Origin of the sequence: Bradyrhizobium sp. SPXBL-04 (assembly GCF_051853035.1) — a bacterium.
In the GTDB taxonomy this organism is placed as follows: domain Bacteria; phylum Pseudomonadota; class Alphaproteobacteria; order Rhizobiales; family Xanthobacteraceae; genus Bradyrhizobium; species Bradyrhizobium zhanjiangense.
On sequence record NZ_CP182472.1, the window covers coordinates 1,482,648 to 1,495,138 of the forward strand.

11 protein-coding genes and 1 pseudogene are annotated in these 12,491 nt (G+C 60.3%); 6 read left to right on the top strand and 6 right to left on the bottom strand.

What is annotated here, in order from left to right:
• Positions 1 to 45 precede the first annotated feature (45 nt).
• A complete protein-coding gene (gene acs, locus ACNJX8_RS07000; RefSeq protein WP_128931585.1) occupies positions 46 to 2,073 on the bottom strand; it encodes an acetate--CoA ligase in 2,028 nt (675 codons plus the stop codon).
• Positions 2,074 to 2,951: 878 nt separating this feature from the next.
• Between acs and ACNJX8_RS07005 the strand changes: the two genes are divergently transcribed.
• Complete coding sequence (locus tag ACNJX8_RS07005) at positions 2,952 to 3,248, top strand: hypothetical protein (protein WP_027575249.1); 297 nt, start codon at positions 2,952 to 2,954, stop codon at positions 3,246 to 3,248.
• Positions 3,249 to 3,289: 41 nt separating this feature from the next.
• Here ACNJX8_RS07005 and groL read toward each other — a convergent pair whose 3' ends face one another.
• From groL to ACNJX8_RS07020, 3 genes are all read right to left on the bottom strand, one after another.
• Positions 3,290 to 4,915, bottom strand: coding sequence for a chaperonin GroEL (gene groL, locus ACNJX8_RS07010; RefSeq protein WP_128931586.1), 1,626 nt, complete (start codon positions 4,913 to 4,915; stop codon positions 3,290 to 3,292).
• Positions 4,916 to 5,482: 567 nt separating this feature from the next.
• Positions 5,483 to 6,508, bottom strand: coding sequence for an alpha/beta hydrolase (locus ACNJX8_RS07015; RefSeq protein ID WP_439360033.1), 1,026 nt, complete (start codon positions 6,506 to 6,508; stop codon positions 5,483 to 5,485).
• A gap of 186 nt (positions 6,509 to 6,694) precedes the next feature.
• Positions 6,695 to 7,192, bottom strand: coding sequence for a GNAT family N-acetyltransferase (locus ACNJX8_RS07020; protein ID WP_439360034.1), 498 nt, complete (start codon positions 7,190 to 7,192; stop codon positions 6,695 to 6,697).
• 98 nt (positions 7,193 to 7,290) lie between these two features.
• Here ACNJX8_RS07020 and ACNJX8_RS07025 point away from each other — a divergent pair, with 98 nt between their 5' ends.
• The 4 genes from ACNJX8_RS07025 to ACNJX8_RS07040 all read left to right on the top strand — a co-directional run bounded on the left by ACNJX8_RS07025 (position 7,291) and on the right by ACNJX8_RS07040 (position 10,049).
• A complete protein-coding gene (locus ACNJX8_RS07025) occupies positions 7,291 to 8,136 on the top strand; it encodes a hypothetical protein (protein ID WP_439360035.1) in 846 nt (281 codons plus the stop codon).
• A gap of 381 nt (positions 8,137 to 8,517) precedes the next feature.
• Positions 8,518 to 8,718, top strand: a complete 201-nt coding sequence (locus ACNJX8_RS07030) for a DUF6494 family protein (protein ID WP_439360036.1) — start codon at positions 8,518 to 8,520, stop codon at positions 8,716 to 8,718.
• A 515-nt stretch (positions 8,719 to 9,233) separates the two neighbouring features.
• Positions 9,234 to 9,455 (top strand): hypothetical protein, encoded by a 222-nt coding sequence (locus ACNJX8_RS07035; RefSeq protein ID WP_128946816.1) that lies wholly within the window; start codon positions 9,234 to 9,236, stop codon positions 9,453 to 9,455.
• A gap of 294 nt (positions 9,456 to 9,749) precedes the next feature.
• A complete protein-coding gene (locus tag ACNJX8_RS07040; RefSeq protein WP_128946815.1) occupies positions 9,750 to 10,049 on the top strand; it encodes a DUF1330 domain-containing protein in 300 nt (99 codons plus the stop codon).
• Between the two features lie 50 nt (positions 10,050 to 10,099).
• Here ACNJX8_RS07040 and ACNJX8_RS07045 read toward each other — a convergent pair whose 3' ends face one another.
• Positions 10,100 to 10,345, bottom strand: a complete 246-nt coding sequence (locus ACNJX8_RS07045; RefSeq protein ID WP_128941534.1) for a DUF6894 family protein — start codon at positions 10,343 to 10,345, stop codon at positions 10,100 to 10,102.
• Between the two features lie 1,080 nt (positions 10,346 to 11,425).
• Here ACNJX8_RS07045 and ACNJX8_RS07050 point away from each other — a divergent pair.
• A complete protein-coding gene (locus ACNJX8_RS07050) occupies positions 11,426 to 11,611 on the top strand; it encodes a hypothetical protein (RefSeq protein WP_164934995.1) in 186 nt (61 codons plus the stop codon).
• A gap of 525 nt (positions 11,612 to 12,136) precedes the next feature.
• On the opposite strand, the pseudogene ACNJX8_RS07055 reads toward ACNJX8_RS07050, so the two are convergent.
• Positions 12,137 to 12,431: pseudogene (locus ACNJX8_RS07055) on the bottom strand (SOS response-associated peptidase); the annotation flags it as partial.
• Between the last annotated feature and the right edge of the window lie 60 nt (positions 12,432 to 12,491).

Sequence of the window (12,491 nt, forward strand, 5' to 3'; positions counted from 1 at the left end):
GTTTTGTAAGACGCGTTTCGCGGGACAAGCCGCGAAAACCGCGGACTAGGATTCCATCTTTCGAATTTCATCGACGATCTCGGGATTAGCCAGCGTCGAGATGTCGCCGGCATCCTCGTTGTTCGAAATCGCCGCAAGCACACGGCGCATGATCTTTCCGGAACGGGTCTTTGGCATATCGGGCACCATCACGACGCGGCGCGGACGAGCGATTGCCCCTATCTCACGAACCACGGAGTCTTCCACTCGCTTGCGGATGTCTTCGCTGGGGGCAAGCCCAGGCTTCAGTGACACGTAGAGATCAGGGACTTTGCCTTTGATTTCGTCCCTGGCAGGAACCACGGCCGCCTCGGCGATCTCGTCAACAAGCAGGCTGGCGGACTCGATCTCCTTGGTCCCAAGCCTATGCCCGGCCACGTTGATGACATCGTCGATTCGACCCAGGATGCGATAGTAGCCATCGGCCGCCTGCAGAGCGCCATCGCCGGCCATGTACGGCCAATCGCGCCAGTCGCGGCTCGATCGGTCCTTGCAGTAGCGCGCGTAGTATTGTTGGACGAAGCGATCGGGGTCTTTCCAGATCGTCTGAAATGAGCCCGGCCAGGGGTTCTGGATGCAGATGTTTCCGGCACGGCCAGAGCGCGGTGGAATCTCGGCGCCTCCCTCGTCATAGATGATCGGGTGAATGCCGGGCACGCCCGGCCCCGCGCTTCCCGGCTTCATCGGGTAGAGAGCCGGTACCGTACTGCACAGGAAGCCGCCGTTCTCCGTTTGCCACCAGGTGTCAACAATAGCCGCCTCGCCCTTGCCGACCACCTCATAGTACCATTTCCATACTGCAGGTTCGATGGGCTCGCCCACAGTGGTCATATGTTTGAAGTGGTGATTGTACTTCAGCGGCTCGTCTGGCCCGGCGCGCCGAAGCGCGCGTATCGCTGTCGGCGAGGTGTGGAAGATATTGACGTCGAGCTCTTCGGCGATGCGCCAAGGGCGCCCCGCGTCGGGATAGGTAGGAAGCCCCTCGTACACCACCGACGATGCGGCAAGCGCCAGCGGCCCATAGACGATGTAGGAATGACCCGTGATCCAGCCAATGTCGGCCATGCACCAATAGACATCCTCCGGATGAATGTCTTGAATGTATCTCGATGTTCCTGCGACGTAGGATAGGTATCCACCGGTGGAGTGCTGACATCCCTTCGGCCTCCCGGTGGTGCCGCTCGTGTACATCAGGAACAGAGGATCTTCCGCAGGTATTTCCACAGGGTCGACCCGACGCCGCCGATAGGCCGACAACATCTCGTTCATGACGAAATCGCGGCCCTTGACCAATGGCGTCGCGCTTGAATATCGGCCCGGGTATCTCTGCCACACGAGCACCTTCTCGACCTTGACGCCTTCCTTTTCCGCCTCGCTGACAGCGACGTCGGCTTTCTCCTTGTGATCGAGGAGCTGGCCGCCACGGCAATAGGCGTCCATCGTGATCAGCACACGGCTTTCGGAATCGACGATGCGATCTGCCGTGGCTTTCCCGCTGAAGCCACTAAAGACCTGAGAGTGAATGACCCCGAGCCTCGCGCATGCGAGCATCGTAATCGGAAGCTCCGGCACCATGGGCATGTGCAGTGTGACTCGGTCACCCTTCTTGAGACCGCAGCCATCTCGCAACAATGCGGCGACCTCGTTCACGCGCACATAGAGCTCCTGATAGGTCACGTGCTGGATGGCTTCGTGCTCCGGCTCGGGAACGAAGTGGATCGCGGTCTTGTTCTTATGTTTGGGGAGATGGCGATCGATGCAGTTGTAACTGGCGTTGATCGTGCCCCCGACGAACCATCGCCAGAACGGCGGATTGCTCGTGTCAAGCGTGATGTCCCAGGGGCGGTACCAATGAAGGAGATCGGCGTACTCCTTGAAGCAGTCCGGGACGTTGTCGAGACTGAACCGATCAAAGACCGTTTTGTCTGTCAGGTTGGCCTGCGCGACGAATCTCTCTGGCGGGTTGACATAGTTTTCTTCCTGCCAGTGGACCGCTATCTCGGCTTCCGACACTTCCGCTGTACTTTGTGACATACGCTGCCTCCGAAGTTATCACGTAGCCTCCAAATTACAGGGGCGCGTGGTTCTCTCGCGCCGACGAGCGCTGGCGGCGCTCGTAGCGCGAGGCCGTCTCAACAATGCATGTTGAAGAAATTCAATCATCCCGCACTCCCCCATACCGTGGCGGAAGCGCAATTCAGGCTAAACGCCACGCCGGGGCGTTATGAACTGATTGCAAGTTTAAATCCTTTCAGTCGACTTGGCGAGGCTTGCTTCTTCTCTCCTCGCACAGTGAGGTGACGCTTATTGCAATGCAGCGGTCCTCAAAGCCGCAGTTGGCGCGGCGCAGAAGGCAGGAGTGAAACGTATTACCGCGCGGCGAATCCTGGCACGGATATTAACTGCGCCATCGACGGCCCTTCCCCGAGGAGAATTCGCGCGGCAGGATTACGTCGGTATTTCAATCACATAGGAGTTCGCAGTTTTATTCTGAGTGGCGCGCCATTGCCTTTGTTCTGCTGGCAAGACCAGGTTGCGGTACCGCAGCCAGCCTGATGCCCCCCGCAATAACTTCGACTGGCTGATAGCGCGAAAGGCCCGGTAAAGGCCTGGTGGTCATCGCCGACGTGCCTTCGAAAACAAGGCGCCCTCTTGGGATGAGGACACGCGGCGTACAGCTCTCGACGACACTGTCGATAGGCTGCTGCCGTCCGGTTCGCCGAAGCGCAGGTGCGGTCGGGTCGCAGATTGAGTGTGCCGAAGACGATGCCGCCCCCTTCTCTGAACAATCGCAACCGTGCAGTCGAGCCAGCTCGCTCTTATGTATCCATCGATACGCACCAGCACGACGGTTGCCGCGGCCTTGTTCGCGGCATAGGTGCTGATGAAACCAACGACCAAGGAGTTGATCGATGAGGTCCTTTCTGCTGCTGACGGCCAGTGGTCCGTTGCTGGTCCTCACGTCCCACGGAACGCTGCACGATCCGAAGTTCCTGGGCAGGCTCAAAGCCAAGGGAATCGGCAAGTTTGTCGCCTTCGATGTGCCGCTTGATCTCGCGAAGGAGCGCTATGGCGGACATTTCCACGCGGTCGAGAGCGATTTGCACGAAACAGACGACTTGAGGGTCCTCGATTTCAATGGCCAGCGGATCTTTCAGTTGTTTCGTTTCGACGAACTCGGTGCCGCAGTATTGCAAGAGCAAGCCTGATGCACGCTTGATCGCGCCCGGAAGGGAGCGGCTGGTTGCCGTCAGAAATCCATTGGCGGCATGCCCGGCGCATGCGTCTCGGCCTTCTTCGGCTTTTCGGCGACCAGCGCTTCCGTCGTGATCAGGAGCGCGGCGATGGAGGAGGCATCCTGCAACGCGGTACGCACGACCTTGGCGGGGTCGATCACGCCGGCCTTCACCATGTCCTGATATTCGCCGGTCGCAGCATTGAACCCCCAATTGTAGTTGTCGTTCTCAAGCACCTTGTTGACGACCAGCGAGCCCTCTTCACCCGCGTTCTCCGCGATCTGGCATGCTGGCATCCGAAGCGCGCGACGCACGATCTCGACGCCTGCCTTCTGATCCGCATTGGCCGTCCTCATGCCCTTGAGCGCCTTCTGCGCTCGCAGCAGGGCGACGCCGCCGCCGGGAAGAATGCCTTCCTCGACCGCTGCGCGCGTTGCATGATGCGCGTCGTCGACGCGGTCCTTGCGCTCCTTGACCTCGACCTCGGTTGCGCCGCCGACGCGGATCACCGCGACCCCGCCGGCAAGCTTCGCCAAACGCTCCTGGAGTTTCTCGCGGTCGTAGTCAGAGGTGGTCTCCTCGATCTGCACCTTGATCTGCGTCGTGCGCGCTTCAATGTCCTTTTTCGCGCCGGCGCCGTCGACGATGGTCGTGCTCTCCTTATCGACCACGACCTTCTTGGCGCGCCCGAGCATGTCGAGCGTGACATTCTCGAGCTTGATGCCGATATCTTCGGAGATCGCGGTGCCGCCGGTCAGGATCGCAATGTCTTCCAGCATCGCCTTGCGGCGATCGCCAAAACCCGGCGCCTTCACCGCGGCGACCTTCAAGCCGCCACGCAGCTTGTTGACCAGGAGCGTTGCGAGTGCTTCGCCTTCGACATCCTCCGCGACGATCAGAAGCGGCTTGCCCGATTGCGCCACCGCCTCCAGGAGCGGAAGCAGGGTCTGCAGTACAGACAGCTTCTTCTCGTGGATCAGCAGATAGACGTCCTCAAGCTCGACGCGCATCTTTTCGGCATTGGTGGCGAAATAGGGCGAGATGTAGCCGCGGTCGAACTGCATGCCTTCGACGATTTCGAGCTCGGTGCTGAGGCTCTTTGCCTCTTCCACCGTAATGACGCCCTCATTGCCGACCTTCTTCATGGCGTCGGCGAGGAACTTGCCTATCTCGGCGTCGCCATTCGCCGAGATGGTGGCGACCTGAGCGATCTCCTCGTTAGCCGTCACCTTCCTGGCATGAGACTTCAGGTCATGCACGATCGCGTCCACCGCAAGATCGATGCCGCGCTTGAGGTCCATCGGATTCATGCCTGCGGCGACTGACTTGGCGCCTTCCTTGACAATGGCTTCTGCGAGCACGGTTGCGGTCGTGGTGCCGTCGCCCGCGACATCGCTGGTCCTGGACGCCACCTCGCGCACCATCTGGGCGCCCATGTTCTCGAACCTGTCCTCAAGCTCGATCTCCTTGGCGACGGTGATACCGTCCTTGGTGATACGCGGCGCGCCGAACGATCTTTCGATCACCACATTGCGCCCCTTGGGACCGAGCGTGACCTTGACGGCATTCGCCAGCGTATCAATGCCCCGCAGCATCCGTTCACGCGCTTCGGTCGCGAATTTCAAATCCTTGGCAACCATGATGCGAACCTCCCTTCACTCCTCCCCTTTAGCTGAACAAGCGGTCTCAGGTCGTCTTCAATCAGGAGCCGGCGCCCTTGACCGTCCGTCGGTTACGTCTGGATTATACAGCAATTTCAATTATGTAGGAGTTCGCATTTTGTTCTGAGTGGCGCGCCATTTCTCGAAGCCAACCTTCCGCTGATTCCCGATTGATTGTTCCGCCCGCCGGGTGAACCCATGGCATTGGCGGTCAACATCCGGCCGACAATCGTATCCGGCGGCGCGAGTGCCGCATGGCCCAAGTCCGGCGAGCCCTCGATACAGCGCGTCCGTCAGCATCCCCTGGCGATGTCGTCCAAATCCGAGTAGCCCCAGACCTTGTGACTCTTTCCGGCGGGGGTGCGCCAACACTTGCTTACGACTTTGCCTATCACTGTTATGAAATTCAGCGTGACGTTGACCCTGCGCCCGGGAGCGGCGCGCTCAGAGAGTTCAATCATTGCCGCGACCGGCCGTTTTGGCGCTTGAAGCCGCAACATGCATGCGCAGGAGCAAACTTTCGCTTCGCTCGGCGCAGGCGCTCTCTTAAGCGGTCGTGCCGTCGATCGAGCGGCGGATCACCCGCTGCACTTCCGCATTCGACAGAAACAGATCGTGATTGATGATGCCCCAGCCTTCCTGGGAGGCATCGACCACGCGCACGCCGAGCCGCGCGATGGCAGCCTTCTCGGCGGCGCCGACCCTGGTCATTCCGCCTGCGATCCGTCCCGACAGCGCCAGCGCGCGATCGTTGGTCGAGGCAATCACGGTGATCTTGCCGGTCAGCGGACCGATGCGCTGGATCGACGACGAGAACACGTCCATGTCGATATCAGGCGAGGCAAACACCACCGCGCCGATCTTGCTCGTGACGGTGTCGCCATATCGGGCATAGAGCTGACGCAGGCTTTCGAGCGTCAGCATGGTTCCCATGCTGTGCGCAACGATGTGCACGCGGCCGCCGGTTGGATTCGATACGAGCGCGGAAAGCACGCGTTCGAAAGCGTCGCGGGACCACATCGCGCTGTCGCGGTCATAGGCATAGTCGAACAGTCCGGCCTTGGAGGGCCAGGAGAACACCATGGTCCGGCCGCGGAACTTGATCCCATCGGAGAGATGGGCGGCATCCAGCACCGCCGTCTCGAATGTCTGCTTGAAGCCGTGCACATAGATCAGCACGTCCCCTGCGCCGGCCTGCGCAGCGAGATCGCCGGCGTCGGCCGACACCGGTTCGATCCGATCAAGACGCCAATCGTCAAGTCCAACCGAGGCGAGAGAAAGTCGGCTCTCGTCCGGGGCCACCAACTTCGCCCGCGCGACCGTCATGCTCGTCGCGCGCTCCGGCCCGAACCAAGGTTTCGCGCGACCGCCGTTCACGGGCTTGCGCGTGGTGGTGACAAGCAATGTGGGGTCAACGGAAAGAGACGACGCGTCGAAGCGCGCGCCGGTCGCACCCAAGCCGGCGCATCCGCCGAGCGCGAGGGCACTCCCTGCCGATACAAGTCCGCCGAGGAGAGCGCGGCGCGAAACAGAACGACCGGAGTCGCGTTGCAGAAGACGTCGGACGATCACACGGAACCTTTGGGAACTTTGCCCACCGTAACGCCGCCCCGCCTAGCTCCCTGAATGACAATGGGGGCAAGAAGACGGCGGAGTAGCGTCGCGGTTGCGTAGACATGGTGTCCGAACGAGTTCTGTCTCTGCGCTGCTGACTGACCCGCACTTCCCCGTTCTCGGCGCGATGGCCTCTTGGCTCTTCTAGCGAAGCGATGCCGCAATGTCGGCGATGGATCTGAAGAGAACGAGCACATCGTCCTTTGAGGCAACGAATCCTCGCCGTGTCCAGAACGCAGCAGCGTCGGCATCGACCGCGTTGACGATCAGCGCGCGTCCTGCAATCAGGCCTGCGGCCGTGATGCATCGCTGGAGCGCATGCTTGACCAAGCCGGTGCCAATTCCCTTGCCGATCCAATTCTCATCGGTCGCAAGCTGTCCCAGCAGCAGGCAGGGCACGTGGTCGGGCGGCTGCCCCGTCCGTATCGACCGCGGCAGAGACGAGGGGATGATTGCCGTCGGCGCTAGGCCGTAGTAGCCGACCACCCGATTCATCTCGTGGACCACCATGACGGCGGTAAAGCCTTTCTCCTGGTTGGATAGCGCCCGCGTTTTGAGCCATCGGTCAAGGGATGGCTTGCCGCAGGAGAACTGGTCGAGATGATGAGCCGGCGTCAGCGGTTGGGGGGCGGAGATCGCCAAGCCTCAGCGCCTCTTGCCCGAGTTTTTTTCATAGGCTGCGGCAAGAACAGGACGAGGCGGCTATCCTCGCGCGCACCGCTTTCGAGCGGTGGCAAGAAATGCATACGGAGGTCCAGCACCGCCGCAATCGCATCTCCCAACTGCGCGCGGCGCGCGGCGTGGGCAAGGGCCTCACCGAGCCCGGCCACAACTTGGGTGACGACGATCCGCTCGTCATCGTCGAACGGGCGGCGCTGACGAAGCAGGACGCCGAGCTTGCGCGGCTCAAGCGGTTGGAGGAGCAGCACGGCGCGCGGCGGCGTGTCCTCGCGGCTCTAGTCAACGCGGCGGAGACTTGGATCAAGACCGCGTCCGCCAGCATGAAGATCGCGATGTATCCGGTCGAGCCGCCGCAACTGAAAAAGGGCGAGAGCATCGCCGATGCCGTCGAGCGCCTTCGGCGTCGTGGGCGGGAACTGCAAGCCGATCTCGATCGGGTCCGTGCCGCGCCGTGGCCGAGCGCGCTCGCGCGAGAGCGCATGCGGGCACAGATTGCGTCGATGGCGGAAGCCGGTCGGCCGCTCGCGCATCACCTTGTCGATCACGGCGAGCCGGTCGCGTTCGCGACGCGAAGCATCCCGGCTCGGGTTCTCAACGTTGCGCCTGAGGCGATCGCGTTTTCCGAAATTCCGGACACGCTCGCGTTGCTCGCGTGGCTGCATCAGGACGAGTTGATCCGCAGGCTGGACGCCGAGATCGACACGACGGCCGACGACGCCAATGCCTTGGACGCCGATCAGCGCCGCCATGCGGAGGCGGAAATCCTCGCCGATCGTCTGAGCATCGAGCGCGAGGAAGCCGAGCTATGTTGGCAGCAAGCCACCGACGGCGGGCCGATCTCACTCCGCCTGGATCTCGCTCCCGAGGCGCTGCTCGGGGTGACACTGATCCCCGAGCAAGGATGAGGGCTAGGTTTCCGCGATGCGCCGCCGGTCGCGTCGAGCACGGCACGCGGCGCGTTCGGCGCGGTGGATAGGCTCCTGTCCGCCGCGCATCTGTCGAGTGCAGCGCCTCGCAAGAGCGTGCTGTGTCCGCCTAAGGTCCAACAGCGGCGCAAGAGCAGACATTCCGCAACTTCCGCTTCGGGCAACAGGCGACATTCTGACGAGCGACGCCGCGAAGCGAGGCGGCTTACTCGTGTCGTCAAACCTTGAACTCGGCACGATGCCCAGAAGCAAGCCGCCGATGAACGTCGCGATCATTGATCCCTAGTCCGGGACTTGGGGGCTGTAAACACGGGATCGCCAATGTGTTAGACTTTGTCCAGCCGATCAGGGAGAAAAGCCATGACCGCCGAGTTCGATGAAGACCGCTTCAATATGGCTATCCGTAAGTTTCTGAAGCATGTCGGAGTTACATCGCAGCGTGAAATCGAGAACCTAGTGCGTAGCGGGGTGGTGAAAGGTGGCGAGCTCAAACTTCGAATGACCCTGTCCGCTGAGGGGACGCCGCTGAAACATGTTGTCGAGGAAACAGTCGCACTCTGACGAGGGCACACGCTGCGACCCAACGTCCGTTCAGGGTCAAAATACGAAGAACTCAGGCTGAGCACATCAAGTCCGCTACGGTCCACTGACCCGACCTCATGAGTGTGCAGTCACCTCGCGAGCTGATCGGCGAGGTCGTCGAGATTTCTCGTACCGAAGCGACCGCCACTTGTTGTTTGCCCCGGTAAATGGGGTAGGAGCCGTTTACCGGGCTTTACGCAAGCCTGCGCGTCCCTCGATAGGCCCCCGCCGACAGCGCACAGGCGGCGCTCCCACGTAATCAAACTGCAAAATCGCCCGGGCGAAATATCCGCGAGGGGGGCGGTCGCGCGTCCCCGCGCCTCTTTTTTGACGCTCACAGGACCCGCGCAAGTAGGGTGCTAGATTTGTTCTATTATCAGTAGAATTACTGAGAACGTGCTTTGATCGCGCCGCTCGGCTCGACGTCCGGCGGGCGTCGATAAGCTCCGGTTCCATGGTATTATGCGACGTCGGAGGCGTGCTGGAGGGCAGACATGGCTATCTACCTACATTTGCAAACCCACGGTATGGCACCGAAAGAGATTGCCTGTATTACAAAGGCTTACGAACAAACGTTACGTGCCCTCTGCGTTAAGGATCGCGACGATCCGCTCACGGAATTGGTGGCGAAGACAATCATCAAGATCGCCCAAACAGGGATCAAAGATCCTGCACTGATTTCAGCGCAGGCGATCAGCGAACTCGAAATGCGCTAGGCGCATCTCGGCCTAAGACCGCTTGGAACCGAAACATTCCCGACATCGGGGGGTTGGCTATTGGGCTTCGGGGCTTCGCAACGTGCGAGGCGCGCCATGACCCCTCTCCCGGTAGGTGATGTGTTTCTCACGGTCGCAATCATGGCCGTTACCTTCATGGTCGAGATCGGCCTTTTTATTTTGATCGGGATGTTCTGAATGGTCCGCATCCGCCGGAGATCGCGGCTCTCCACTTTGGGATAGAACCCCGATCCGTGATACGCTTCTGGCCGGAGACGATGCCGGAGAGCGGCCATGCCGAAGGCTTACGTGATCGCTGAGCACCTCATCACCGAGCCCGCCGTATTCGAGGAGTACCGGGTCAAGGTCGGGCCGATGATCGAAAAATATGGCGGGCAGTATCTGACCAAGGGCGGCGCGCATCAATTCCCCGAAGGCGGTCACTGGGAGCCAGACCGCGTGGTCATCATCGAGTTCCCCGACAAGCAATCGCTCGACGCGTGGTACAACTCGCCAGAGTATCAGCCACTCATAAAATTACGCAAAGAGAGCACGAGTGATCTCGATATGCTGATCACGCTTGAGGGCGCGTAGCCTACACATCCTTGAATTCTCCGATAAAGCCCGTTTACGCGGCCTCACTGCTATAGCGGCTCGACCTCAAGGGTGAACTTCACCTGCAACACAGGACTGGAGCCATCCCGAACCTCGATCGCCATGTGGCGCTTGCCGGGGGCCGGAAGGCGGGAGGTGTGCACCGCATCTCTCGCCATATCGGCAAGTGACTTCGCCGCCTCCGCTTGTACGGCGGGGAAGCCAGAAAGTTCCAATCCCTCCTCATCGGGGATCAGTTCGTTTTCGTCGCGCAAATCGAAAAAGTAACGTGGCATGGCTCGGCATTCCGTATTTTTTCAAAGCCCAAAGCAGTGCACCGGAGGTGTTCCTTATCGAATTGTTTGGAACCTCGCAGACGGTTCAACGGCGAGATTTGTTCCCATGCTCGGTACCGGGACGATTGACGGTGAGCGCTCATCCAATTTCCGCAGCCGTTCGATCTGCGCTTTGAACCTCTCCGGTTGGTCCGGCTCAGGCTTTAGCGTCGCGCGCAATTTCTCGCCGATTTCTTTAGCAATTGCTCGGCTGTGTTTATGGTCTATGTCGATGCGGCGGGGCACAACGGACCTCCGTGCCTACCCCTTTTTCGCAGCTTCTCCGCCTGCGAGCACGGCTGCCCTCTACTGGTGGAACCGGAGACCGCCGCTTTTGGCTATCTACGCGAGCGCTTGCATTGAGCATTGCGGGTCGGTGGCCGCGACCTTTGGCTATCCCGCGATCTGCGCCGTGTTAGGACCGGCGAGCGACGGCCTCGTGTTCTGCCAAAGCATTGACAGGGGCTTTCGTTCCTTTGGGATCGAGGAAACGAACAGCACCCGGAACCATTTCTAAGAGCGCCCGGTTAATTCCTGGCTATGAAGGGAGGGACACGATGAGAACCGAATATCTCGCTGCGGTAGCAATAGCTGCTCTTGTCGCTTGTACCGGGCTGGCCGCCAGTTCTCTCCGCTCGCTGCCTACCGAAAAGCAGTCCACGCCGAACATGCAAGTGGCAGACCGACTAGCTGCCTCGGTCGATCCATTCTTGCTTCGGTCCGGTGGCTAACGGGCGGCGTTGCAGCCAACGGTGCTTGCATCCAGTGGTAAATCATTTCGCGCTGTAGTTGGATTTTTATTCGCGCAGCAGCGATCTTGAGTTGTTTGACGAAGTTTTGCTGAAACAGAAGCCTGCTATACTCGATTTTAGGTAACTAGCCCTGTTCCGTTTTGCACCGACAAGCACGTCAGCCGATCATTTTCTTTGAGATTGGCGCAGCCTGTGGATGGGCTCACATCGGACAGCATCGCTGGGGCTTAGATTATCCGAAAATCCGTGTGGAATATCTCATAGCGATACTCAAACGGTGGGGGCCTCCATGCCCGCCATATTCGACTTGCTCTACCGCGAATACTGCCGCGCCCGCCTCGCTGAAATGCGGAAACAGCTTCTGATTGCGGGACAAAATCCTGAAAGCCTAGAAGCCGATTATGATCGTGCTGATCAGGGCAGTCTTGGCAGGACAGACACGCAGCACGAAATCAGTTTCTCGATGCCGCAATAAGTATCGAGCGGCGATGGCTCGGGAGGCAACAATGAACACGCCCGAATGTTATACTGTCATAGTCGCTTTGCGGCTCGTCCCTCACCATTATCTTTTTGATGGCTCTCGGGGCTTGGTAGGCGGCGCAAGGGCGCGGCGCTTGCGTGCGGCAATCATGACCCCCGGCTACGCTGGCTGCTCTCTAGCGCGTCGATGCCCCAAAGGCGGATGCGGGTGCCGTAGAGTTCTATCGCGTCGCCATCGATGATGCTGGCTTGGCCGATCAGGTCAGCAGAGGCGGCCACCTCGATCAGCCCGCAAGGAGCAGCGACACGATTTTGACCATTCGCCGTAACATCGGGAGGCCAGTGCTCGGCTTCCTCCACTCTATGGCGGAGGAGTGAGTGGTATAGGTCCTCGACGTAGCGGCGGGCCTCTATGCTGCCAACGCAGCGCAAGCTCGGGATTGGTCATCCATCGATAATGCAATCGGCGAAAGCTTCCGAGCTATCTTTGCCAGTTCTTCCAGTGTCAGGGCTAACCCATCTACGCCGTCGTGCGATCTTCCTTGTCCGGCCCCCGCAATACGATCCCGAGCGCATCGTCCGGCAATGGGCGCTGCAATGCCTTCGCCTCGTCCCATGGCGCGCGCATCCAAACATCGCGCTCCTCGTCGGTGGTCAGTATGACCGGAATGGCTTTGCGCGACCACGGCATTGGCATTTGTGGTTAAGAACCCGTAGACCAAGTGTGGTCCGGGGATTGGCTTGGACTTGGTACCCCGATCGCCCTTGAACTCGGTCCGCATGCCGGGCAACAGCGGCCGGTCATCGTTCTCAGCGAGAACCGGGCCGCATGTCTCCGGCTAGCGTCGGCATGGGCGACCGATGGCTTGTGTTTG

Coding starts and splice junctions, on each gene's coding strand:
- acs (WP_128931585.1), bottom strand. CDS start 2,073: ATGTCACAAAGTACAGCGGAAGTGTCGGAAGCCGAGATAGCGGTCCAC.
- ACNJX8_RS07005 (WP_027575249.1), top strand. CDS start 2,952: ATGAGGTCCTTTCTGCTGCTGACGGCCAGTGGTCCGTTGCTGGTCCTC.
- groL (WP_128931586.1), bottom strand. CDS start 4,915: ATGGTTGCCAAGGATTTGAAATTCGCGACCGAAGCGCGTGAACGGATG.
- ACNJX8_RS07025 (WP_439360035.1), top strand. CDS start 7,291: ATGCATACGGAGGTCCAGCACCGCCGCAATCGCATCTCCCAACTGCGC.
- ACNJX8_RS07030 (WP_439360036.1), top strand. CDS start 8,518: ATGACCGCCGAGTTCGATGAAGACCGCTTCAATATGGCTATCCGTAAG.
- ACNJX8_RS07035 (WP_128946816.1), top strand. CDS start 9,234: ATGGCTATCTACCTACATTTGCAAACCCACGGTATGGCACCGAAAGAG.
- ACNJX8_RS07040 (WP_128946815.1), top strand. CDS start 9,750: ATGCCGAAGGCTTACGTGATCGCTGAGCACCTCATCACCGAGCCCGCC.
- ACNJX8_RS07045 (WP_128941534.1), bottom strand. CDS start 10,345: ATGCCACGTTACTTTTTCGATTTGCGCGACGAAAACGAACTGATCCCC.
- ACNJX8_RS07050 (WP_164934995.1), top strand. CDS start 11,426: ATGCCCGCCATATTCGACTTGCTCTACCGCGAATACTGCCGCGCCCGC.